Here is a 23565-nt window from a genome sequence, read left to right as displayed (position 1 = left end):
ATCCAGTGGGCGATAATGGGAATGTCCGTCGAATGGGTGACTATCTCACCCACTGGACCAAGTTGCGCAGCCGCTGCCGCCGAACGGAGCAGCGACCTGCGCCGGGCCGCCCGGCCAGCGCTCCGGATCTCCGGAAGCGACCGGTTCGACCCGCGATCGCCCGTTATGTTCGTAACTGTTTCGTGACCAACGGGCCCCCCATTTGGACGTTCACGCTCAGCGATTACCCCATTCGGCTCCGGCATCCCGGCACAACGGGCATACTCGGCAACCGAGTACAGAGGGGAGATCGTCATGTCGACAGAGATGGACCGGCTGGTCGCCGAGTTCTCGAAGTTCCAGACCAAGCTAGAAAAGGCGCAGGCGCAGTTCGCCAAGGTCGCCGACATGCAGGAAGAGGTGGCCGCGCTCGAAGCGTCGGCGACCTCTTCCGACGGCACGGTCACCGTGACGGCCGGGCCGAGCGGGTCGGTCAAGAACATCCGGCTGACCGCGGACGCCTATCGCGCGGCTCCGGAGGCGCTGGCCGCTACCATCCTGAACACACTGCAGCAGGCCGTCGCCGCGGCGACCGTCGAGCAGGCCGAAGTGGTCGACGCGGCCGTGGGCGACGCCTTCGGCCTGAACACGACCGAGCGGGTGCTCGCCGCGCAGGCCGACGCCCTCGGCACCACTCCCGAAACCATCCAGGCGCAACTGCCCGAGCCCGCACCGGAACCCGCTGCCTTCGACCCGGAGGACGTACTCCGCGACGATCCGAAGCCGCCGCCCCCGCCCCCGGTGCGCCGCCGCCCGGCCCCGGGCGAGCCGGACGACGACTACTTCGACAACGACATCCTCGGCCGGGACGATCGCCGATGACCTTCAAGACGAACACCACCACGCTGCAGGACTACGGAACCGGTCTCGGCCACTACAAGGATGAGGCCGGGAAGTTCGGCACGCTGATCAGCACCGCCGACGTCGGCGACAAGTCCTGGGGCCTGATCGGGCTGGTCGCGAAGCAGATGTACACCAGCAAGCTGGGCGACCTGCGCCAACTGCTGGAAGCGATGAAAGCCGGCACCGACGCGCTCACCGAGAAGATGGGCAAAGCCTCGGAAATCTACGCCGGGCAGGAAAAGGAAGTCGTCGACGCCCTGGAAAAGATCGGCAAGGCGATCGACAGCGAGAACGGGACGGGCGACCGTGGCTGAGCAGAGCATCGCGGACGGCATCGAGCTGCACAAAGAAGACTCGTACGCGCGCAAGGTCGCCGAGTCCGTGCCCATCGTGGGCGGCGGCGTCAAGACGATCCTGAACGCCAAGGAGAACCTCGGCGAAGCCGAGGGCATGGGCGACATCGTCAGTGCGGGCAAGGATCTCGTTTCCGACGGCGCGGGATTCGTCACCGACGCCGCGAGCGAGGTGGTCAGCTTCGCCATCGACCCGGTCGGCACCCTGGTCAGCAACGGACTGGACATGCTGCTGGAAGTGGTCCAGCCGCTGCAGGACGCGCTGCACTTCGTGACCGGCGACGGCCCGGCGCTCAGCGACGCGTCCGGCGACTTCGGCAAGATCGGCGAGGGTTTCGTCTCGCTCGCCGAGGACTTCGTGCAGACCGGCGACGAAACGCTGAAGGAATGGGAAGGCGAGGCAGGTGACGCCGCCCGCGCGGCGCTCGCCAAGTTCTCCCAGGGCATCGAGGGCATCGGCTGCGCCGCGAACGCGGTCGCCGACACGCTCAAGATGTGGTCGATGGTGATGGAGGTGATCGAGGAGGTCGTCAAGGCGATCATCTCGGAGCTCATCAGCACGCTCATCTACATCTGGCTGCCCGCGCTGGCCGCGTCCCTGATCACCGCGGGCACGAGCGTCGCCGCGGCGACGACCGCGACGGTGGCGAAGGTCGCCGGTGCGTTCGCGAAGATCACCAAACGGCTCGGCAAACTGGGCAAGCTGCTGGAGAAGTTCATGGCCTTCCTCGGCAAATGGGCCGGGAAGATGTTCGACGAGGAAGGCAAGTTCCGCGCGCTGGCCAAGGGCGGCATGCACCCGAAGGCCCCGGACGTGCTGAACGGAGCATTCGCGAACGCCACGAACACCAAGGGCGCGGCGCTGCTCGACGCGGCGGGCAAGACCTTGAAGGAAGCCCCGAAGAAGTTCGGGGAGAAGCTCGGCGAAAAGACCGTCGAGGAGTACACCGGCGTCTCCAAGGACGACTGGGAAGCCGACGGCAAGATCAAAAAGGCGACGAACGCGTACAAGGCCGGGAAGAAAGTCGCGGAGGCCACCGACCGCGCGGAGCATTACCACAGCACCGAGGAGACCCGCGACAACCTCGACATGAGCTGATCGATGAACGACGTCAACCTGCCGTGGATCATCGTCATCGGCTACGCCGCGGGCGGGCTTTTCCTCTGGGCCCGCAGCAAGATCAAGGAAAACGGCGCGCCCGGCGCCACCGCCATGGCCGTGCTGTCCGTGCTCTTCTTCGCCGGCACGACCGTCTTCTGGCTGAGTTCCGGCTTCACCCGGTTCGGCCTGGTGTACGGCGTGGCCGCGGCGGCCGCGATCGTCACGGTGATCGTGGTCCTGCGGAAGCGGCGGTTGAAGACCCCGTTGCAGCACGGCACTTCCGGGCCGACGTTCGGGGTGTTCCCGAGTTCGGGGCGGACCTGGCCGGTCCGCGGCCCGGCCCCCGAACTGCCGCCGCGGTCGGCCGAGTTCGAGCACCAGGGCCACCGGCTGCTGGGCTTCGAGTACGACCTCGGCGGCACGTTCTCGCTGACCGAATTGCGCATCCCGCCCGGGCCCGCACTGCTGATCGCGCCGCGGTCGATGATGTCCGGCGGGGCGACGCTAGGATCGCCGATGAAGGACGCCCGCCTCGGCCACACCGCGTTCGGCACCCCGAAACCGGCCGACGTGCAGCCGATGCCGGTGGATCCGGAGTTCGACAAGCGGTACGACGTCAGCACGAACGACCCGGCCTTCGCCACCGCCGTGCTCACTCCGGAAATCCGTGCAACGCTCCAGACCGACCCGGTGTTCCAGGGCCGGGCGTTCGCGTTCGACCAGGACGCGCTGTGGACGGTCGATTCCGGCGGGATGTCCCGCGACCGGATCATCAGCAGCGGCCGGACCCTCGCGCTCTTCGCCGCCGCGGTGGCGCCNGGTCGCGGGAGCCCAGACCTCCGTCGAAGCATGGCGCGGGCAGGGCGGCGGTTCCGTGCTGGCGGGTGTCAACGCCCGGCGGGAACTCGCGAGCCGGAAGCCGATGACCGGGCTCGCGCTGACGGTCCGGTCCGCAATCGCGCTGGCGCTGCTGGTGGGCTGCGCCCTGCCGACGGTGAACGCGGTCGCGGCGCTGACCGGCCAGGCCGAAACCATCCCGTTGACGGTGACCAGCACCGGAGTCAGGGACACTTGCTACGACCGGAAAACCGGCCATCGCGACCTGATCTGCGGCAAGAACGAGCACCTGGTCGTCGACGGGACCTACGAGGTCGGCGGGGTACAGCACCAGGCGAGGGTCACCGGCCCGCCCGGCCACCCCGAGGTCGGCGACACCGTCCCGCTCAAGATCGGGCCGGTGTGGTGGCATCCGGTGTTCGACAGCACCTTCACCGCCTGGTTCATGCTCGTCTTCACTGTGCCCGGCCTGCTCCTCGGCGCTTGGCTCGCCAAGGCGACCTATCTGCCCCGGCCGCCGCGCCGGATCCGGCGCGAGCGCAAGCAGGCTGAGCGGCCGCGACTGGCTCCGCCGCTGCACTGAGCCCGGTCCCGGGCACCGCACAGCAGCGATGCCCGGGGCTGTCGGTCAGAGCCGGTGCCCGCAATCCGCGCAGAACACCGCGCCCGCCTTGGACTCCTTGCCGAACTCTCTACAGTGGACAGTCGGGGCCAGTGAGCTTCCGCATCCGGTGCAGAACTTCCCGCCGTCCACCTTCAGGCCGCAGTCCGGGCACGTGAGCTTCGCGCGAGTGCCCAGATCCAAGTCCTCGGTCCAGTTCTTCTCGCGCGCCTTGTCCCAGATCTGGTCCCGCTGCGCCGCCGCCTGCGCCCGCGAGACCTCCTCGGCCACGCTCGGCGAGCACCGCAGACACTGGCCGATTTCCTCGTTCCAGCACTGATCCGCGCACATCCAGTCGCCGCAACCCCGGCATTGCCGGAAGCGCGGGGTGATCTCTTCGACGGCCGCGCTCAGCGCGCGGTCCTTCGCCGACGAGTTCGTCGCCCGGTCGTACTTCCACTGGTCGGCAGAGCTGCTCAGCTGCTGCAGCGTCCCGCCGAAGAACGAGCCCACCGCGCGCAACATGCTGCGCCCGGTCTCCATCGCGTCCCGCTGGAACGCCGACCGGTAGCCGTTTCCGCAGCGCTCGCAACGGAACTCGAACTGGTAGCCCTGGGCATTGGAGAGATCCGAGAAGTTGTCCGTGAACGGCACGACATCAGCCACGCGCGCGAAGGTATGCCAGCCGAAGACAACGCACGACCGCACAAGTACCGTCTCCGGACCCGCTACGCACCGCGACCGTGACCAGGGCCGCGCGGCCGGGTATTTTTACGGTTTGCCGTGTTTAGCCGGATACCGTCCGCGATGCTGAAGCTCGCGGCAGGAATGCTGGTGATCTTCGGGATTCCCGGCTACTTCCGGTATCGGTCGCACCGGAGAGAGAAACAAGCGGAGCAAGCCAGGATCGCCGCGCTGCGGTCACCTGCCAGCCAAGGAATCGCCCACGGTCGACGTCGCGATCGATGTGCGCCGAGGGAACCGAGAGAGTACGAGTGCGGGTCGATTCCCGGCATGAGGATCGCCAAGGCGTATCCGAGCCGTGAGGGTCGGGTCTACGGGCGAACCAGGAGTGGGCTGAAAGCCCGATACGAAGCGTTCGACGCCGAGGTGCCTGGTCGGCCGCTGGGACGAATGTCCGCTGCCCGAAACGGGTTCACCAGCGACCGCAGTTCGCCGCCCGGGCGGCCACCCCGGACACCGTGGACTGGCTGCGCGGCGATCGTGACCAGTTGCCGGACCTCATCGGTCTCGACCGCGCCTGGTGCTATGGCCGTATATCGGGAAAAGCTCGCCCCGGAAACCCTGTTGGCCAGCATCGACCTGATCGCCGAATTCCTGGAGCGGATCGACGTCCTCGCCGCAGTCTGACCCCCCGCACAGCGAAACGCCCCCGGCCGAAGCCGGAGGCGTTTCGTCGAAGCGGAGCGGATCAGCGGAAGTCGCGACCGAAGTCGTAGTCGTCCAGCGGAACCGCGGCACCGGTGCCCGAACCGAACACGTCCGGGGTGTAGTAACCGTCGTCGTAGGACGGGATCGCGTACGCCGCTACCCGCGCCTCCTCGGTCGGCTGCACCTGGATGTTCCGGTACTTGTTGATGCCCGTACCGGCCGGGATGAGCTTACCGATGATGACGTTCTCCTTGAGGCCCACGAGCTTGTCCGAGCGGCCGTTGATGGCCGCGTCGGTCAGGACTCGCGTGGTCTCCTGGAACGAGGCCGCCGACAGCCACGAGTCCGTGGTCAGCGACGCCTTCGTGATGCCCATCAGCACCGGACGGCCCGAGGCCGGCTCGCCGCCCTCGGCGACCGCGGCCCGGTTCGTCGCCTCGAACTTCGTCCGCTCGGGCAGCTCGCCCGGCAGGAAGTCCGTGGCACCGGAGTCGATGATCGTCACGCGGCGCAGCATCTGCCGCACGATGACCTCGATGTGCTTGTCGTGGATCGACACACCCTGCGCCCGGTACACCTTCTGGACCTCGTCGGTGAGGTGCATCTGCGCTTCGCGCGGGCCCATGACGCGCAGGACCTCGTGCGGGTCCGGCGTGCCCTCAAGCAGCTGCTGGCCGACCGCGACGTGGTCGCCGTCGCCCAGCGGGCCGCTCGGGGTGTTCGCGAGCCGCTGCCGCTTGGACAGCTTGTCGAAGACGATCTCCTCCGACCCGTCGTCCGGGATCAGGGTGATCTTCCAGAACCGCTCGCTCTCCTCGATCCGCACGCGGCCGTCGACGTCCGCGATCGGAGCCTTGCCCTTCGGCACCCGAGCCTCGAAAAGCTCGGTGACCCGGGGCAGACCGGTCGTGATGTCGTCACCGGCGACACCACCCTGGTGGAAGGTACGCATCGTCAGCTGCGTGCCCGGCTCACCGATCGACTGGGCGGCGACGATGCCGACGGCCTCGCCGACGTCGACGAGTTCACCCGTCGCCATCGAACGGCCGTAGCAGGTCGCGCACACCCCGACCGCCGACTCACACGTCAGCACCGAGCGGACCTTCACCTTGGTGATGCCGCTGGAGATCAGCTTGTCCAGCGCCGGGTCGCCGATGTCGTCGCCCGCGTTCAGCACGACGTTGCCCTTGGCGTCCACCGCGTCCGTCGCGAGGTTCCGCGCGTACACCGACGTCTCGACGTGCTGGTCGCGCACGACCTTGCCGTCGCCGAGGTCCTCGCCGATCGGCATCATGATGCCGCGCGTGGTGCCGCAGTCGACCTCGCGGACGATGACGTCCTGCGAAACGTCCACCAGACGACGGGTCAGGTAACCCGAGTCCGCGGTACGCAGCGCCGTGTCCGCCAGCCCCTTCCGGGCGCCGTGCGTGGCGATGAAGTACTCCGCCACCGACAGGCCCTCACGGAAGTTCGCCTTGATCGGACGCGGGATGTACTCGCCCTTCGGGTTCGACACCAGACCACGCATGCCGGCCAGCGAACGGACCTGGGTCATGTTGCCCGCCGCGCCCGACTTCACGATCATGGCGATCGGGTTGTCGTCCGGCAGCGCCGTCTCCATGATCTTGTGGACCTCTTCGGTCGCCTGCGTCCACACCTTGACGAGCTCGTTGTTGCGCTCGGCGTGGGACAGCTGACCGCGCTGGTAGCGCTTCTCGACCTGGTCGGCCTTGCCCTCGTACTCGTCGAGAATGGCCTTCTTGCCGACCGGGGTCAGCACGTCCGAGATCGCGACCGTGACGCCCGAGCGGGTCGCCCAGTAGAAACCGGCGTCCTTGAGCTTGTCCAGCGTCTGCGCGACCTGCGTCATCGAGTACCGCTCGGCGAGATCGTTCACGATGGCCGCCTGCCGCTTCTTCGGCATCGGCTCGTTGATGAACGGGTAGTCCGCCGGCAGCAGGTCGTTGAACAGCACGCGGCCCAGGGTGGTCTCGGCCAGCCACGCCTTGCCCGGCTCCCAGCCCGCCTCCGCGAGCCGCGCCTCGTCGGCCTTCGCCGGCTGACGGTCGGTGACACGGATCTTGACCGGGGCGTGCAGGCTCAGCGCCTTGAGGTCGAACGCCATGATCGCCTCGGCGGGCGAGGAGTACGCGTTGCCCGCGCCCTCGGCGTTCTCGTTCAGCCGGGTCAGGTGGAACAGACCGGTGACCATGTCCAGTCGCGGCATGGCGAGCGGACGGCCCGAGGCCGGCGACAGGATGTTGTTCGCCGACAGCATCAGGATCCGGGCCTCGGCCTGCGCCTCGGCCGACAGCGGCAGGTGCACCGCCATCTGGTCGCCGTCGAAGTCCGCGTTGAACGCTTCGCAGACCAGCGGGTGCAGCTGGATGGCCTTGCCCTCGACCAGCTGCGGTTCGAAGGCCTGGATGCCCAGCCGGTGCAGGGTCGGTGCGCGGTTCAGCATCACCGGGTGGCCGGTGATGACCTCTTCGAGCACGTCCCACACCTGCGGCCGCGACCGCTCCACCATCCGCTTGGCGGACTTGATGTTCTGCGCGTGGTTCAGGTCGACCAGCCGCTTCATGACGAACGGCTTGAACAGCTCAAGCGCCATGTCCTTCGGCAGACCGCACTGGTGCAGCTTCAGCTGCGGACCGACGATGATGACCGAACGACCCGAGTAGTCGACACGCTTGCCCAGCAGGTTCTGCCGGAACCGGCCCTGCTTGCCCTTCAGCAGGTCGGACAGCGACTTCAGCGGCCGGTTGCCCGGGCCGGTGACCGGACGCCCGCGGCGGCCGTTGTCGAACAGCGCGTCGACGGCCTCCTGCAGCATCCGCTTCTCGTTGTTGACGATGATCTCGGGCGCGCCGAGGTCGATCAGCCGCTTGAGCCGGTTGTTCCGGTTGATCACGCGGCGGTACAGGTCGTTCAGGTCCGAGGTGGCGAAGCGGCCACCGTCGAGCTGCACCATCGGGCGCAGGTCCGGCGGGATGACCGGGACGGCGTCGAGCACCATGCCGCGCGGGTCGTTGCCGGTCGCCTGGAACGCGGCGACGACCTTGAGCCGCTTCAGCGCGCGGAGCTTCTTCTGCCCCTTGCCGTTGCGGATGGTGTCGCGCAGGCTGTCGGCCTCCGCGGCGACGTCGAACTCGGTCGCCAGCTTCTGGATCGCCTCCGCGCCCATGCCGCCGGTGAAGTACTCGCCGTACCGGTCGATCAGCTCGCGGTAGAGCAGTTCGTCGGCGATCAGCTGACGCGGCTCAAGCTTCGTGAAGGTCGTCCAGACCTCCTCAAGCCGGTCCAGCTCGCGGCCGGCGCGGTCGCGCAGCTGGCGCATCTCGCGCTCGCCGCCCTCCTTGACCTTGCGGCGCACGTCGGACTTCGCGCCCTCCGCCTCCAGCTCGGCCAGGTCGGCTTCCAGCTTCTGCGCGCGGGCCTCGATGTCGGAGTCGCGCTTCGTCTCCAGGTTCTTGCGCTCGACGCCGATCTCGTTCTCCAGCGTCGGCAGGTCGTTGTGCCGCAGCTCGGTGTTCACGCCGGTGATCACGTAGGCCGCGAAGTAGATGATCTTCTCGAGGTCCTTGGGCGCCAGGTCCAGCAGGTAGCCAAGGCGCGACGGAACGCCCTTGAAATACCAGATGTGGGTGACCGGCGCGGCCAGCTCGATGTGGCCCATCCGCTCACGGCGCACCTTGGCGCGAGTGACCTCGACGCCGCAGCGCTCGCAGATGATGCCCTTGAACCGGACGCGCTTGTACTTGCCGCAGTAGCACTCCCAGTCCCGGGTCGGACCGAAGATCTTCTCGCAGAAGAGCCCGTCCTTCTCCGGCTTGAGCGTGCGGTAGTTGATGGTCTCCGGCTTCTTGACCTCGCCGAAGGACCACTGACGGATGTCGTCGGCGGTGGCGAGGCCAATGCGAAGCTCGTCGAAGAAGTTGACGTCCAGCAAGTCTGAATCCCCTTGGGGTTGTTTCGACTAAGAGGGGTCGGAGGCGGGGCGGGGACCCACGGGAGGCAGGTCCCCGCTCGCTCCGGACTTAGTGCACGACGTCGTCCACCGAGGGCGACTCGTTGCGGGACAGGTTGATGCCGAGGTTCGCCGCTGCGCGCTCGAGGTCCTCGTCGTCGGAGTCGCGCATCTCGATCGCCGCGCCGTCGCTGGAGAGCACCTCGACGTTGAGGCACAGCGACTGGAGCTCCTTGAGGAGCACCTTGAACGACTCCGGGATGCCCGGCTCGGGGATGTTCTCCCCCTTCACGATCGCCTCGTACACCTTGACGCGGCCGACCACGTCGTCCGACTTGATCGTGAGCAGTTCCTGCAGCGTGTAAGCCGCGCCGTAGGCCTGCATCGCCCAGCACTCCATCTCGCCGAAGCGCTGGCCGCCGAACTGCGCCTTACCGCCCAGCGGCTGCTGGGTGATCATCGAGTACGGGCCGGTGGAGCGGGCGTGGATCTTGTCGTCGACCAGGTGGTGCAGCTTCAGGATGTACATGTAGCCGACCGACACCGGGTACGGGTACGGCTCGCCGGAGCGGCCGTCGAACAGCGTGGCCTTGCCGTTCTCCTTGACCATGCGCTCGCCGTCGCGGTTCGGCTTGGTCGCACCCAGCAGACCGGTGAGCTCCTCCTCCTTCGCACCGTCGAACACCGGGGTCGCGGTGTTCGTGTTCGGCGCGACATCGTAGAGCTCCTGCGACAGGTTCTTCGCCCAGTCCGGGTCGCCCTCGATCGTCCAGCCCTGCGAGGCCAGCCAGCCGAGGTGCAGTTCGAGGATCTGGCCGATGTTCATCCGTCGCGGCACACCGTGGGTGTTCAGGATGATGTCGACCGGGGTGCCGTCCTCCATGAACGGCATGTCCTCGACCGGCAGGATCTTGCCGATGACACCCTTGTTGCCGTGCCGGCCGGCGAGCTTGTCGCCCGGCTGGATCTTGCGCTTCTGGGCCACGTAGACGCGGACCAGCTCGTTGACGCCCGGGGGCAGCTCGTCGTCGTCCTCGCGGGAGAACACCCGGATGCCGATGACCTTGCCGGTCTCGCCGTGCGGCACCTTCAGCGAGGTGTCGCGGACCTCGCGCGCCTTCTCGCCGAAGATCGCGCGGAGCAGGCGCTCCTCCGGGGTCAGCTCGGTCTCGCCCTTCGGCGTGACCTTGCCGACCAGGATGTCGCCGTCGCGGACCTCGGCACCGATCCGGATGATGCCGCGCTCGTCGAGGTCGGCCAGCACCTCCTCGGAGACGTTCGGGATGTCCCGGGTGATCTCCTCGGCGCCCAGCTTGGTGTCGCGGGCGTCGATCTCGTGCTCCTCGATGTGGATCGACGTCAGCACGTCGTCCTGCACCAGGCGCTCGGAGAGGATGATCGCGTCCTCGTAGTTGTGCCCCTCCCACGGCATGACCGCGACGAGGAGGTTCTTGCCGAGCGCCATCTCACCGTTCTCGGTGGACGGGCCGTCGGCGATGACCTGGCCCTGCTCGACCCGGTCGCCCTCGTTGACGATCGGCCGGTGGTTGAAGCACGTGCCGTGGTTGGAGCGGCGGAACTTGTACAGTCCGTAGCTCTTGCGCGTGCCGTCGTCGTGCATGATCGTGATGATGTCCGCGGACAGCTCCTCGACCACGCCTGCCTGCTCGGCGACCAGGACGTCCCCGGCGTCGACCGCGGCGCGCAGCTCCACGCCGGTGCCCACGTACGGGGCCTGGTTGCGCAGCAGCGGAACAGCCTGCCGCTGCATGTTCGCGCCCATCAGCGCGCGGTTCGCGTCGTCGTGCTCCAGGAACGGGATCATCGCGGTGGCGACGGAGACCATCTGCCGCGGCGACACGTCCATGTAGTCGATCTCGAGCGGGTCGATCAGCTCGACCTCGCCGCCCTTGCGGCGGCCGAGGACCTTGGCCTCGACGAAGTGGCTGTCGTCGGTCAGCGGCGCGTTGGCCTGCGCCTTGACGTAACGGTCCTCCTCGTCCGCGGTCAGGTAGTCGACCTGGTCGGTGACCTGGCCCTCGACGACCTTGCGGTAGGGCGTCTCGATGAAGCCGAACGGGTTGACCCGCGCGTAGGAGCACAGCGAGCCGATCAGGCCGATGTTCGGGCCTTCCGGCGTCTCGATCGGGCACATCCGGCCGTAGTGCGACGGGTGGACGTCGCGGACCTCCATGCCGGCGCGCTCACGGGACAGACCGCCCGGGCCCAGCGCCGAAAGGCGACGCTTGTGCGTCAGGCCCGACAGCGGGTTGTTCTGGTCCATGAACTGCGACAGCTGCGAGGTGCCGAAGAACTCCTTGATCGCCGCGCCGATCGGGCGGATGTTGATCAGGGTCTGCGGAGTGATCGCCTCGACGTCCTGGGTGGTCATGCGCTCGCGCACGACGCGCTCGGTGCGGGAGAGGCCGACCCGGATCTGGTTCTGGATCAGCTCGCCGACCGTGCGCAGGCGGCGGTTGCCGAAGTGGTCGATGTCGTCGGTCTCGACCGGCACCTCGACGCCGGCGGAGCTGGTCATCTTGTCCTCGCCGGCGTGCAGCCGGACCAGGTACTCGATGGCCGAGACGATGTCCTCTTCGGTCAGCGTGCCGGTCTCGTACGGGGTGTCGAGGCCCAGCTTCTTGTTGACCTTGTAGCGGCCGACCTTGGCCAGGTCGTAGCGCTTCGGCTTGAAGAACAGGTTCTCCAGCAGCGTCTGCGCGCTCTCCTTCGTGGGCGGTTCGCCCGGGCGCAGCTTGCGGTAGATGTCGAGCAGCGCCTCGTCGGTGCCCGCGGTGTGGTCCTTCTCAAGGGTGGCCAGCAGCGTCTCGGAGAACGAGAAGCGCTCGCGGATCGCCTCGGTGGACCAGCCCAGCGCCTTCAGCAGCACGGTGACCGGCTGGCGGCGCTTGCGGTCGATGCGGACGCCGACGGTGTCGCGCTTGTCCACGTCGAACTCGAGCCACGCGCCGCGGCTCGGGATCACGCGCACGCTGAAGACGTCCTTGTCGGTCGTCTTGTCGACACTGCTGTCGAAGTACACACCCGGAGAACGCACCAGCTGGGACACGACGACCCGCTCGGTCCCGTTGATGATGAAGGTGCCCTTGTCGGTCATCACCGGGAAGTCGCCCAGGAAGACCGTCTGGCTCTTGATCTCGCCAGTGTTGTTGTTGACGAACTCGGCGGTGACGAACAGCGGGGCCGCGTACGTCATGTCCTTGTCCTTGCACTCCTCGATCGAGGCCTTGACCTCGTCGAAGCGCGGAGCGGAGAAGGAGAGGGACATCGAGCCCGAGAAGTCCTCGATCGGCGAGATCTCGTTGAGGACCTCTTCCAGGCCGCCGACCGGGTTTTCTTCGCCTTCGTTGACGCGGCGCTCGAACCACGCCTCGTTGCCGGTGAACCACTGGAACGACTGGATCTGGACGTCAAGCAGGTTGGGGGTGGAGAGTGGCTCGCGGATCTTCGCGAAGGAGACCCGCTTGGGCGCTCCGGGGATTCCCGTGGCCTGCGCGCGGGATTCAGCCGAGGTGGTCGCAGCAGTGGCCTGGTTCGCGGGAGAGACTGCCAAGATGCGTCCTTCCGGGGACAATGAGCGGTGAGCAGCCGCGATGGCAACAGCTGTCGCGGACTGTCAGGGGTGCCGTGTGCCCACTATCCTAACTACCGGCTCCGGGCAGCCTGAAAGAGGGCAGCGCAAAGAAGCAGTCTAGCCCCGATGGCGCGGTCTGTCCAGGGGGCGCTCCCGACGGGGCCCAGCCTGCATCGCGTCACCTTGGGGCAGTGCGTCTCCCTGAGCCTCACTGCGTCCTTCCGGCTCCCGGTTCGCCCGGGTTTTCGCGCCCCTCCCGCAAGGTTCGCGTTCCCCGGCCGTGACCGTTGGCAGTAAGCGTGAACCCACGCGGCTTTGGAGTCAAGATGCCGCGCGGCTCTCCCGCCGGTTGGCGCAGCGTCGAACCCGGACAGCGCAGGGTGACCGATCCGCCCGCCGTCCCGGTTACCGCCGGGTACCCCGGGATCACCGCGCAGGTCGGCCGGACAGCGGTGCAGGTGAGCGGCCGGAACGCGGTTTCGGCGGTGGTTTCCGCATCGGCGCGGCGGGCGCGGGATGGATCACAATCCGCGAGCGGTCGCGCGCGGGGCACCGTGGTCGGAACAGGGGAACTTCGGGCAGCTCGGCCCCGGATTCCGGGTCCCCCGGACAGGGGTTGCGCGCGCCGGAATCGGCGGTTGGCAACGGGTGCGTCCCGGTGATCAACTGGGCGGGGCCGAACTCCCGGAGGTGCGCACGATGCCCGGACCCGACGCGTCGCTTCCCGAACTGGTCCTGCGCAGGCTGGCGATCAGCGAGCAGGTCGCCGCCGCGAAGTTCGAGGCCGGGCGGCCGGTCGACGATCCGGTCCGCGAGCAGCGGGAGCTGGCCCGCGTACGGACGCTCGCCCGCGAAATCGGCCTCGACCCGGACCTCGCCGCCAGGTTCCTCTCCGATCAGATCCTGGCGAGCAAACAGGTCCAGCGCCGGCTCTTCGCGCACTGGACCGCGCATCCCGGCGACCTGCCCGAGGGCGGTCCTGACCTGTCCGTGCTCCGGGCCGAACTGGACGGTCTCACGGTCGCTCTGCTGGACCGGCTCACCGTGAGCGGCTCGGCGGCCATGGGGCCGCCGGAAAGCCCGGACGAGCTGAAGGAGCCGCTCCGGACGGCCTTCCGGTCCCTGACCCAGCGGGGCACCTGCTGACACGACCACGGCCCGCCCCCGGAGCTTCCGGGAGCGGGCCGTGACATCTGCTGAAGACGCTTACTTCGACGGCGGAGCCGACGCGGGCGCGGAAGACGCGGGCGCGGACGGCGCAGGCGCACCGGCGGCCTTGTACGTGTCCATGTCGGTGATCTTCCACGTGTTGCCCTGCAACTGGGCGTCCACGTGCATCTGCGCCGTGCCGGCGGCGGTCTGCTTGGTGTCCGCGCGCGTCGACGTCTGGTCGATGAACAGCATCACCCTGGCGAGGTCGCCGTTCAGCCGGATCACCGCACTGCGGGTGACCTTGCAGGTCACGACCACCTTCTGCTCCGGCGCGAGCTTCTTGACCTGGCCCATCAGCGCGTTGTAGCTCGTCTTGACCTGGTCGGTGGCGAGCAGCTGGTTGGCCGCGTCCTCGGTCTTCTTGATGTTGTTGAAGTCGTAGGAGAACAGCGTCTCGATCGACTTCGAGACCTGGTCCTTGACCTGCGCGGTCTTCGCCACGTCGAGCACCGCGCGGTTGCTCGTCGAATCGGCCGCGTCCGAGCCCTTGACCTGGAAGATGACCGCCGCGGCGACCAGGGCCAGCCCGACCACCAGCAGCAGCGCGACCCGCACGGTGTTGCGGCTGACCACGGACCGCTGCGCCGGTACCTCAGCCTCCTCGTCCGCCCGGGCCTTGTTCTCGGCTTCCTCGACGTCCGAGGGCTTCTCCGAGCCGGTGTCCCGCTTCTTGCGCCGCGGGCTCGGCCGGGCCGGTTTCTCGTCCTCGACGGTCTCGCCGGTGAGCGCGTCGACCTCTTCGGCCGGGGCTTCCTTGGTTACCCCGGAGACCTCGGCTTCGGGGTCGGCGACGGTGTCTTCCTCGACCGCGGTCTCCGCGACCTCGGCCTCGGCAGGCTCGGCCTCGGCAGGCTCGGTCTCGACCGGCTCGGTCTCGACCGGCTCGGCCTCGGCCGGGCGCACCAGCCCGCCGCGGGGAATCCGCAGCTCCTGGGTCACCTCGGCCGGATCCGCGTCGGGGAGCGGCCGCGGCCGGGGGCGCGGCTTGGGCGAGGCCGCCGGTGCCGCCGGGTCCGACGGCTTGCGCAGCCCGGCGACCTTCGGCCTGCGGGCCGGTGGCGTGCTGCTGCTGCGCGGTGGCTGGCGACGGGAGGGGGGCACTGCGGAACTCCGATCTGCGGGTGAAGCTACTTGCCGGCGGCGACGAGCGGCACTTGGTCGATCCCGGACAGCTTCCACTTGCCCTCGACCCGGGTCATCTGGACCTCGAGCCGCAGCGCCTTGGTGGCGTTCTTCCCGCCCGCCGAGGTGTCCGTGCTGATCGCGGCCAGGAAGCTGGCCTTGCCGTCGTGGTCGTTGAGCTCCTCGACCGCGATGTCCTGGATCGTGGTGGTGACCTTGACCTTCTGGTCGGTCAGCGCCTTCGAGTAGTTCGGCTGGGCCTGCTGGATCTGCTTGGCCATGTCGTCGCTGGAGACGTCCTTCTGCTTGGCGAAGTAGTCGTCGAGGTGCTGATAGTCGACCTGGGTGTAGGCCAGCACCGCGGCGGTGCCGTCCTTGAGCACGTCGTCGCGCGCCGAAGCGAGACCCCGGTCTCCGTCCATCTCCGCGACCAGCCACATGATCCCGAACACGATCGCCACCACCAGCGCGGCGAGAGCGAACGCCCCGGACCCGAACAGCCAGACGCGCGGCGATCCGGGAAGCGTCCACTTTTCCTTCGCCGCCACCGCCGTTGCCGGTTCGGGCGTATCTGCGGTCACCTCTTCCTCGGCGACCGCGCGCTCGGCACTCATAACACTCCAGAGTAGGTAACAGTCATCAAATCCCGGTCAGCCGAGTCCCAGCAGCGAGCCCATGCTGTTCAGGGACACCCCGGGGCTGCCGACGACGCCCGGCACCTGAGCGTCGCGCATCTCCTGCAGCTCCTGCGCGGGCCGGTTCTGGTTGGCCGCGATGTCCTGCTGCGACGGCTGCACCGGCACGCCGTTGTAGGGCGCGTTCTGGGAACCCCGGACGTTGATCGGGCTCCCCTTCGGCTCGGCACAGTAGGCCTTGTCGTCCGCGGGCCGGGCCGAGGTGTCCGAACCCGGACGGTACTGGCTGTAGGGCAGGTAGCCCTTCGTGCACGACGGCGGGTTGAACAGGTTCAGCACCAGGCCGAGGTGCGCGGTCCCGTCGCCGGGGGCCACCGACGGCGCGGCGGCCGCCAGTGCCGGATAGGTCACCAGGCCCTGTTCGAGGCCGTCCAGCCGGGTCACGGTCAGGTTGGCCGTCGTCAGCAGGTTCGCGGTCAGCGCGCCGAGGCCGGGCCCGGTCTCCTTGAGCACCTGGCTGATCTGGGTCGCCACCTGCGGGGTGACGCTGATCAGCTTGCGCAGGTCGCCGTCGGAGTTCTTGAGCGTCCCGCTGAGCTGGTTGAGGCTCTTGGAGAAGGACGCGAAGTTCGACGCCTCGTCGTTCTGCGTGTCCAGCACCTTGCCGCCGGCTTGCAGCAGCTGCACGGTCTGCGGCAGGTACTGCTGGGCGGTGGTGGTGAAGCTGCGCGCGGTGTCGAGCAGCTGCTGCAGGTCGCCGCCGGTGCCGCGGAACGCGTCATAGGACTCGTCGACGACCTTCCGCAGCGCATCGGTCGGCACCGAGGCCGACAGCGAGTCGAGGTCGCCGAGCAGCCGGTCGGTGCTGACCGGCGTGGTCGTGCGCGCGGCCGGGATGACCGAACCGCCCGCGAGGTAGGGACCCTGGTCGTTCTTCGGCCGCAGGTCCACGTACTGCTCGCCGACCGCGGACCGGTTGGCGACGACCACGTCCAGATCGGAGGGCACGCGCGGGGCCGACGGGTCGATGTTCAGGTCGGCTTCGAGCCCGGTCTGGGTCAGCCGCAGCTGCCCGACCCGGCCGACGTTGAAGCCGCGGTAGGTCACCTCGGCGTTGGTGAAGATCCCGCCGGATTCGTTGAGCTGCAGCTTCACCGTGTACCCGCTGCTGCCGAACACTGTGCCGAGGCCGGCGAAGCGGATCAGCGCGTACACGATGGCCACGATCGAAATGATCGCGAAGGCCACCAGCTGGAGTTTCGTCCTGCGCAGCAACATCAGCCAGCACCTCCGGAAAGCACCCCGAACAGGCCGGACAGCCCGCTCTGCGCCGGCTGTCCGCCGCCCTGGCCGCCGGTCGAGGACGGAGCCTGCTGCTGTTGCTGCGCGGGCTGGCTGCCCGGGAACGACAGCGGCGGCGGCTGGTTCGCCGGCGTGCCCTCGACGCCGCCGGTCAGTCCTGGCGCGGGGATGAGCCCGTTCAGCGCGTTCTGCCTGCTGCGGCCGAGGTTGTCGACGACGTCCTTGAGGTTCAGGTCGACCTTGGCGAACAGGTTGAAGTAGTCGCCCTTGACGTCGTTGTAGGCCTGGTCGGTGAACGGATAGGTCAGCAGGATCTCCAGTGCCTTCGGCAGGTCGCTGCCCGCCTCGCCGAGCTTCTGCAGCGTCGGCGTGAGCGCCTTGAGGTCGGCGACCAGGTCCGCCTTGCTCTTGTTGACCGTGTCGGTCGCGACGCCGGAGAGGTTGTTGAGCGCGTTCAGCATGGTCACCAGCTGGCCGCGCTGCTGCTCCAGCACGCCGAGCCCGGGCCCGAGGTTGTCGACCGCGCCGACCAGCTTGTCCTTCTGGTCCCGCAGCGTCATGGACAGCCGGTTGAGGCCGTCGAGCGCGCGGGTGATGTTGGCCGACTGGTTGTCGAGGTTGGTGACCAGCTCGTTCGCGTTGGCCAGCAGCGCCTTGATGTCCGGCTCGCGGCCGGCCGTGGCGTTGTTGAGTTCCTTGGTGATCGTGTTGAGCTGCTCCACGCCGCCGCCGTTGAGCAGCAGAGACAGCGCGCCGAGCACCTCTTCGACCTGGACGTCGCGGCCGGTGCGCGCGAGCGGGATGGTCGCCCCGTTCGCCAGCTGCCCGGTCGCCTCGGTGCCGCCCGGCGAGGCCAGCTCGACGTACTTCTCGCCGAGCAGGCTCGACTGCTTCACGTTGGCCATCGCGTTGGCGGGCAGCTTGACGTCGCCGTTGACCTCGACGGTCACCTCGGCGTGCCAGCCGTCCGGCGTCAGCCCGATCGCTTTGACCTGCCCGACCGGCACCTCGTTGACCTTCACCCCGGACTGCGGGACGAGGTCGAGCACGTCCTTGAACTGGATCTTCACCGTGTACGGGTGGCTGCCGAGGTCGGCCCCGCCGGGCAGCGGGACGTCGTAGACGCCGTTGAACGCGCAGCCGCTCAGCACGAGCGCGGTCACCGTGGTGAGCACCCCGCCCGCGGCGAACTTCGTCAGTCGCTTCACGTCAGCTCCCCTGCGTCCCGTAGACCTGGCCCTGCAGCGGGAGCGGCAGCGGCGGCAGCTGGCCGTTCTGCAACGCCTGGAGGACCTGCGCGGTGGACGGCAGCGGAATCGTGCCGTCGACCACCTTGGCGATGCCGTCGCAGGCGTTGCCGAGCAGCTGCTTGGTCACCGAGGTCTGCTTGAGCAGGCTGCACACCATCACCAGCGGCGGCTGGGTCAGCTCGTTGAGGTTCGGCCGCGCGTCGAGCGTGCCGGACGAGCCGTTGTAGACGCCGACGATGTTGGACAGTGCGACCGGCGCGACGTCGAGGATCTCGGCGAGCGAGCTGCGCTGGTCCACCAGCACCTTGGTCACGCTGGCCAGTTTGTCCACATTGGACTTCAACCGGCCGCGGTTGCGTTCGATGAAGCCCTGCACCGACTGCAGCGTGGTGCCGAGCTGCTGCACGGTCTGGGCGAGATTGTCCTTCTCCCCGGCGAGGAATCCGCTCACGTCGGCGAGCTGGCTCTCGAACTGGCGCACCTGGCCGTCGCTGTTGGCCAGCGACTGGGAGAACTTGCCGAGGTTCTGCACCGTCTGGAAGAGGTCGTCCTTGTTGCCCGCCAGCGTGCCGGACGCCTGCCCGAGCTTGGTGATCGTGTCGTGCAGCGCCTTGCCGTTGCCGTCGAGGTTGTTCGCCGCGGTGTTCAGCAGGTCCGAGAGCGAGCCGTTCTTGTTGGCCCCGTTCGGTCCCAGCGTCTCGCTGACCTTCGCCAGGCTGGCGGCGAGCTGGTCGACCTCCAGCGGCACCTCGGTGCGGTCGAGGCCGATCGTCGCGCCGTCGGAGATCCGCGGGCCGCCGGTGTAGGCCGGGGCCAGCTGGACGTAACGGTCGCTCACCAGCGACGGCGACACGATGACCGCCTTCGCGTCGGCGGGCACCGCGACCGAGCGGTCGTATTCGAGGTCGACCCGGACCTGGTTGCCCATCGGCTGGACCTTGGTCACCGTGCCCATGTCCACGCCGAGCATCCGGACGCTGTTGCCCTCGTAAAGGCCGACGGCACCGGAGAAGTACGCGGTCAGGTGGGTGCGACCGGCGTCCTTGAGAGTCCACCAGAGCGCGCCCGCGACCACGAGCGCGAGCACGATCGCGATCGTCATGCCGCGCATGAGCGACTGGCCGAAGCGGGTGTCGGTCATTTGGAGTTGCACCCCTCCGGATTGAGCGGGCCGACCGAAGGAAGCACCAGGCCGCAGATGTAGTTGTCGAACCAGTGCCCGGTGCCGATCGTGTTGTTGAAGACCCGGATGAACGGCGCGAACTTCTGGATTCCCTGCGCCAGCGAGTCCTGGTTGCGCTGCAGCATCGACGTGAGCTGGTCGAGCTGGGTGAGCACCGGGTTCAGCTGGCCGTCGTTGTCGTCGATCAGGCCCTGCAGCTGCGCCGACAGCTGCTTCGACCCGTCGAGCAGCGTCTTGATCGCCTGCTCGCGCTTGCCGATCTCGTCGAGCAGCTGGTTGCCGTCGGTGATCAGCTTCTGCACCTCGGCGTCGCGGTCGACCAGGGTCTGCGACACCTGGCGCGTGTTGGCCAGCAGGTTCGCCAGCTGCGAATCGCGCTTGGCGATCGTGTCCGACAGCTTCGAAAGCCCCGACAGCGCGCCCTTCACATCCTGCGGAGTGTTCGAGAACGTCTGGGTGATCGCCTCGAAGCTCTTCGACAGCTGGTTCGTGTCGATCGCGTCGACCGTCTGCGACAGGCCGCGGAAGGCGTCGAGCACGTCGTAGGGCGACATCGTGCGGTCGCGCGGGATCGGCGAGCCGGGGTCGAGGTTGCCGTTGCCCTGCGGGTCGAGCGCGAGGTACTTCTGGCCGAGCAGCGTCTTGATCTTGATCGCCGCCGTGGTCTTGTCGCCCATCCAGGCGTCCTTGACCTTGAACGACACCTTCACCGACGCGCCGTCCAGCTTGATGTCGGACACCTTGCCGACCTTCACGCCCGCGATCCGCACGTCGTTGTCCTTCTGCAGCCCGGCCGCTTCGGAGAAGTCCGCGCTGTAGGTGGTGCCGCCGCCGATCACCGGCAGGTCCTCGGAGTTCATCGCGGCGACGAGGCCGAGCGCCATCACCGCGATGCCGACCAGTGCGATCGGGATCGGGTTGCGTTTCTGGAAGGACTTCATCCCTTGCACCTGTCCCGGTTCGTCGGCAAGAGCGTGAAGTCCGTGTTCGGCAGCAGTGGCGGCGCGCCGACCGTCCCCGTCATCTCGCACGCGTAGAAGTTGAACCACGAGCCGTAGTCGGCGGTGCGGGTGAGCGCGCTGACCTTCTTCGGCATGAACTGGATGAAGTGCTCGACGAGCGGCTCGTTCTGGTTCAGGTTCGTGGTGAGCTTGCCCAGCGCGGCGATGTCGTCCTTCAGCGGGGCCCGCGCGTCGGTGAGCAGACCGGCGGTCGTGGTGGCCAGGTTGCCCAGCCCCTCGATCGCGTCACCGATCGGCTTGCGGTCCGCGGCGAGGCCGGAGACCAGCTGCTGCAGCTTCACGATCAGGTCGTTGAGCTGCGGGGTGTGCTGGTTGACCGTGTCGAGCACCGAGTTGAGGTTGTCGATGACCTCGCCGATCACCTGGTCCTTGTTGGCGATCGTGGTGGCCAGCGACGCGGTGTGCGACAGCAGGCTTTCCACCGTGCCGCCCTCGCCTTGGAGTACCTGGATGACCTCGTACGACAGCTTGTTCACGTCGGCCGGGTTCAGCGCGGTGAACAGCGGCTTGAAGCCGTTGAACAGCTCGGTCAGGTCCAGCGCGGGCGTGGTGCGTTCGAGCGGGATGGTGTCGCCCGGCTTGAGCGTCGCGCCGCTGGTGTCGTCGCCCTCGCCGAGCGAGACGTAGCGCTGGCCGACCAGGTTGCGGAACTTGATCTGCGCGGTGACGCCGGCCGGCAGCTTGCGCCCGGCGTCGACCTCGAAGTCCACCTGCGCCTGGCGCTTGTCGACGATCTTCACGTCCTTGACCTGGCCGACCCGGACGCCGGCGATGCGCACGTCGTCGTTCGGCAGCAGGAGCGTGGCATCGGTGAACCGCGCGGAGTATGCGCTGGTGCTGGTGGTGTTGATGTTCGCGATGCTGATGCCCAGCACGGTCGTGAACAGCACCGTGATGACCACGAAGATCGTCAGCTTGATCAGCGGTGCGGCGAGTCCCCTCACTTGACCGTCACCTCCGTGCCCCGGTAGAGCGGGCCGACGAGCAGCGAGCCCCAGCCCGGGAACTGGTTTTGCGAAATCCCCATCTCCGGGCTGACCAGCGCGGCGAGGAAGTTGTTCTCGGCCGCGGTGTTGACCGGGTTGCCGCCCGAGGCGCCGCCGCCGTTGATCCCCGCCGCGTCCGCCTTGAAGTTGGCCGGGTTCAGGCCCTCGCCCACGGTCTTCGGAGCCGGGCCCTGTTTGGTGCCGTCCTTGAACGGGCCGTCCGGCGGCTGCTGCGGGAAGGGGTCCGGCAGCGGGTTGAGGTCATAGCAGCGCGGGCCGCGCTTGTCCTCGAACCGCGGCTCCTCGCCCGGCTTGTACGGCCCGCGGTTCACCACGATCTCCAGAGTGGCGTTCAGACCGGGCTTGCCGGTGCCCTTGCCCAGCGCCTTGTCGACCGTGGGGACGATCTTCGCCATCTGGCCGAGCACGCACGGGTATTCCGGCGAGTACTTGGCGAGCAGCTCAGCGGTCGGCCGCGCGGTGCTGGCGAGACTGATCAGGTTCTGCGAGTTCGCTTCGAGGAACGACTGCAGGTCCTGCGACGCGGTGGTGAGGTTGCCGTAGAGGCTCGACAGGTTCGCCTGCTCGGCGACCACGGTGCGGGTGGTCGTGCTCAGGTTGTCCAGGCTCTGCACCAGATCCGGCGTCGCGTTGCTCAGGTGACCGGAGAACTCCGCGAGCGCCTGCAGGTTGTGCTGCAGTTCCGGCTCGTGCGGGTTCAGGTCGCCGATGTACTGGCCGAGCTGCGAGAGCGTTTCGCCGAGCGGTTTGCCGCGGCCCTGCAGCGCGGTCGAGATCGCGGTGAGCGTGCTGGACAGCTTCTGCGGCTGAACCGCCTGCAGCACCGGCATGAGGTGCTCCAGCGCCTGCTCCAGCTCGACCGCGCTCGACGTGCGGTCCTGGGTGATCACGTCGCCCTGGGAAAGCGTCTTGGCCGACGGGTCCTTCGGAATCTCCAGCGACACATAGCGTTCGCCGAACAACGTCTTCGGCAGGAATCGCGCGGACACGTTCTGCGGAATCAGCTTCACCGACTCCGGGTCCATCGCCAGCGTCAGTTCCGCGCCGTTCCCGGTGGCCTTGATGTCCTCCACCGAACCGACGATCAAACCGCGGACCTTCACGTCCGACTGCTTCAGCAATTGGTTGCCGATGCTGCCCGCGTCGAGCTTCACCGTGACGAACTTGCTGAACGCCTTGTCATACATCGCGATGCTGAGCGCGATCCCGCCGACGAGCACCGCCACCAGCAGCAGGCCGAGCAACCTGCGCCGTAGTGTGGTCATCCCGCAATCCTCACCGTGACGTCGGTTCCCCAGATCGCGAAACCGATGAAGAAGTTCACGACCGAAACCGTGACGATGGAAAGCCGCACCGCGCGGCCGACGGCCACGCCCACCCCGGCGGGCCCGCCGCTGGCCCGGTACCCGAAGTAGCAGTGCGAAAGAATGATCAAAACGCTGAAGATCAGCACTTTGATGAACGAATAGAGCACGTCTTGCGGTGGTAGGAACAGGTCGAAGTAATGATCGTAGGTACCCGCGGATTGTCCGTAGATATAGATAACGACCAGCCGCGAGGCGAGGTACGAGCTCAGCAGGCCGATCACGTACAGCGGGATCACCGCCACGAACCCGGCGATGATCCGCGTGGTCACCAGGTACGGAAGGCTCGGCACGCCCATCACTTCGAGCGCGTCGATCTCCTCGGAGATCCGCATCGCCCCGAGCTGCGCGGTGAAGCCCGCGCCGACCGTCGCCGACAGCGCCAGCCCGGCGACCAGCGGCGCGATCTCGCGGGTGTTGAAGAACGCGGTGAGGAAGCCGGTGAAGGCCGAGGTGCCGATCGAGTTCAGCGCCGAGTAGCCCTGGAGGCCGACGAGGACACCGGTGAACAGCGTCAGGCCGACCATCACGCCGACCGTGCCGCCGATGACCGCGAGCGAGCCGGAACCGAAGCTCACCTCGGCCAGCAGCCGCAGCACTTCCTTGGTGTAGCGGCGCAGCGTGCGCGGCGTCCACAGCAGAGCCCGGCCGTAGAACGACATCTGGTCGCCGAGCGTGTCCAGGGTCTCCAGCGGGCGGTTGGCGATCCGCTTCGCCCCCGAGAGGAACGTCATGG

Annotated in this window: 18 protein-coding genes; 5 read left to right on the top strand and 13 right to left on the bottom strand. The window is 68.0% G+C overall.

Annotated elements, in window-relative coordinates:
• Positions 1 to 294 precede the first annotated feature (294 nt).
• From A4R44_RS21675 to A4R44_RS21665, 3 genes are read left to right on the top strand one after another with little or no spacing between them, the layout of a single operon-like run.
• Positions 295 to 861: a YbaB/EbfC family nucleoid-associated protein gene (locus A4R44_RS21675; protein ID WP_067583648.1), complete on the top strand. Its 567-nt coding sequence runs from the start codon at positions 295 to 297 to the stop codon at positions 859 to 861.
• On the top strand, positions 858 to 1196 hold the full coding sequence (locus tag A4R44_RS21670; RefSeq protein ID WP_067583645.1) for a hypothetical protein: 339 nt from the start codon (positions 858 to 860) through the stop codon (positions 1194 to 1196). The genes A4R44_RS21675 and A4R44_RS21670 overlap by 4 nt, the downstream gene beginning before the upstream one ends.
• A complete protein-coding gene (locus A4R44_RS21665; RefSeq protein ID WP_067583643.1) occupies positions 1189 to 2334 on the top strand; it encodes a hypothetical protein in 1146 nt (381 codons plus the stop codon). Before A4R44_RS21670 ends, A4R44_RS21665 begins: the two co-directional genes overlap by 8 nt.
• A 41-nt stretch (positions 2335 to 2375) precedes the next feature.
• Here the strand turns inward: A4R44_RS21665 and A4R44_RS21660 are convergent, their stop codons facing one another.
• Positions 2376 to 2993, bottom strand: a complete 618-nt coding sequence (locus A4R44_RS21660; protein WP_157904955.1) for a hypothetical protein — start codon at positions 2991 to 2993, stop codon at positions 2376 to 2378.
• A gap of 218 nt (positions 2994 to 3211) precedes the next feature.
• On the opposite strand from A4R44_RS21660, the gene A4R44_RS21655 reads away from it, so the two are divergent.
• A complete protein-coding gene (locus A4R44_RS21655) occupies positions 3212 to 3757 on the top strand; it encodes a hypothetical protein (RefSeq protein ID WP_067583637.1) in 546 nt (181 codons plus the stop codon).
• A 45-nt stretch (positions 3758 to 3802) separates the two neighbouring features.
• Here the strand turns inward: A4R44_RS21655 and A4R44_RS21650 are convergent, their stop codons facing one another.
• From A4R44_RS21650 to A4R44_RS21640, 3 genes are all read right to left on the bottom strand, one after another.
• A complete protein-coding gene (locus A4R44_RS21650) occupies positions 3803 to 4441 on the bottom strand; it encodes a zinc ribbon domain-containing protein (protein ID WP_232791707.1) in 639 nt (212 codons plus the stop codon).
• Between the two features lie 766 nt (positions 4442 to 5207).
• Positions 5208 to 9119 carry a DNA-directed RNA polymerase subunit beta' gene (locus A4R44_RS21645; RefSeq protein ID WP_067583634.1) on the bottom strand — a complete coding sequence of 1304 codons (3912 nt, stop codon included), beginning with the start codon at positions 9117 to 9119 and terminating at the stop codon, positions 5208 to 5210.
• An 88-nt stretch (positions 9120 to 9207) separates the two neighbouring features.
• Entirely contained in the window at positions 9208 to 12711 is a 3504-nt protein-coding gene (locus A4R44_RS21640; protein WP_067583631.1) for a DNA-directed RNA polymerase subunit beta, read from the bottom strand.
• Between the two features lie 720 nt (positions 12712 to 13431).
• Here A4R44_RS21640 and aroQ point away from each other — a divergent pair.
• Positions 13432 to 13878, top strand: coding sequence for a gamma subclass chorismate mutase AroQ (gene aroQ / locus A4R44_RS21635; protein WP_095213523.1), 447 nt, complete (start codon positions 13432 to 13434; stop codon positions 13876 to 13878).
• 60 nt (positions 13879 to 13938) lie between these two features.
• On the opposite strand, the gene A4R44_RS21630 is transcribed toward aroQ, so the two are convergent.
• From A4R44_RS21630 to A4R44_RS21590, 9 genes are read right to left on the bottom strand one after another with little or no spacing between them, the layout of a single operon-like run.
• On the bottom strand, positions 13939 to 15045 hold the full coding sequence (locus A4R44_RS21630) for a hypothetical protein (protein ID WP_232791706.1): 1107 nt from the start codon (positions 15043 to 15045) through the stop codon (positions 13939 to 13941).
• Positions 15046 to 15071: 26 nt separating this feature from the next.
• Positions 15072 to 15680 carry a hypothetical protein gene (locus A4R44_RS21625; protein WP_232791705.1) on the bottom strand — a complete coding sequence of 203 codons (609 nt, stop codon included), beginning with the start codon at positions 15678 to 15680 and terminating at the stop codon, positions 15072 to 15074.
• A 36-nt stretch (positions 15681 to 15716) separates the two neighbouring features.
• Positions 15717 to 16979 (bottom strand): MCE family protein, encoded by a 1263-nt coding sequence (locus A4R44_RS21620; protein ID WP_067583625.1) that lies wholly within the window; start codon positions 16977 to 16979, stop codon positions 15717 to 15719.
• On the bottom strand, positions 16979 to 18211 hold the full coding sequence (locus tag A4R44_RS21615) for an MCE family protein (RefSeq protein WP_198545391.1): 1233 nt from the start codon (positions 18209 to 18211) through the stop codon (positions 16979 to 16981). Before A4R44_RS21615 ends, A4R44_RS21620 begins: the two co-directional genes overlap by 1 nt.
• Before the next feature lies 1 nt (position 18212).
• Positions 18213 to 19394: an MCE family protein gene (locus A4R44_RS21610; RefSeq protein WP_067583622.1), complete on the bottom strand. Its 1182-nt coding sequence runs from the start codon at positions 19392 to 19394 to the stop codon at positions 18213 to 18215.
• On the bottom strand, positions 19391 to 20377 hold the full coding sequence (locus tag A4R44_RS21605) for an MCE family protein (RefSeq protein WP_067583620.1): 987 nt from the start codon (positions 20375 to 20377) through the stop codon (positions 19391 to 19393). Before A4R44_RS21605 ends, A4R44_RS21610 begins: the two co-directional genes overlap by 4 nt.
• Positions 20374 to 21402 carry an MCE family protein gene (locus tag A4R44_RS21600; protein WP_067583617.1) on the bottom strand — a complete coding sequence of 343 codons (1029 nt, stop codon included), beginning with the start codon at positions 21400 to 21402 and terminating at the stop codon, positions 20374 to 20376. The genes A4R44_RS21605 and A4R44_RS21600 overlap by 4 nt, the downstream gene beginning before the upstream one ends.
• Positions 21399 to 22730 carry an MCE family protein gene (locus tag A4R44_RS21595; protein ID WP_067583614.1) on the bottom strand — a complete coding sequence of 444 codons (1332 nt, stop codon included), beginning with the start codon at positions 22728 to 22730 and terminating at the stop codon, positions 21399 to 21401. Before A4R44_RS21595 ends, A4R44_RS21600 begins: the two co-directional genes overlap by 4 nt.
• Positions 22727 to 23563, bottom strand: coding sequence for an ABC transporter permease (locus A4R44_RS21590; RefSeq protein ID WP_037360186.1), 837 nt, complete (start codon positions 23561 to 23563; stop codon positions 22727 to 22729). Before A4R44_RS21590 ends, A4R44_RS21595 begins: the two co-directional genes overlap by 4 nt.
• Positions 23564 to 23565 lie beyond the last annotated feature (2 nt).

Origin of the sequence: Amycolatopsis sp. M39 (genome assembly GCF_001651785.1) — a bacterium.
Taxonomy (GTDB): domain Bacteria; phylum Actinomycetota; class Actinomycetes; order Mycobacteriales; family Pseudonocardiaceae; genus Amycolatopsis; species Amycolatopsis rubida.
Note: the sequence above shows the minus strand (reverse complement) of the source record. Positions and strands in the feature narration are given on the sequence as shown.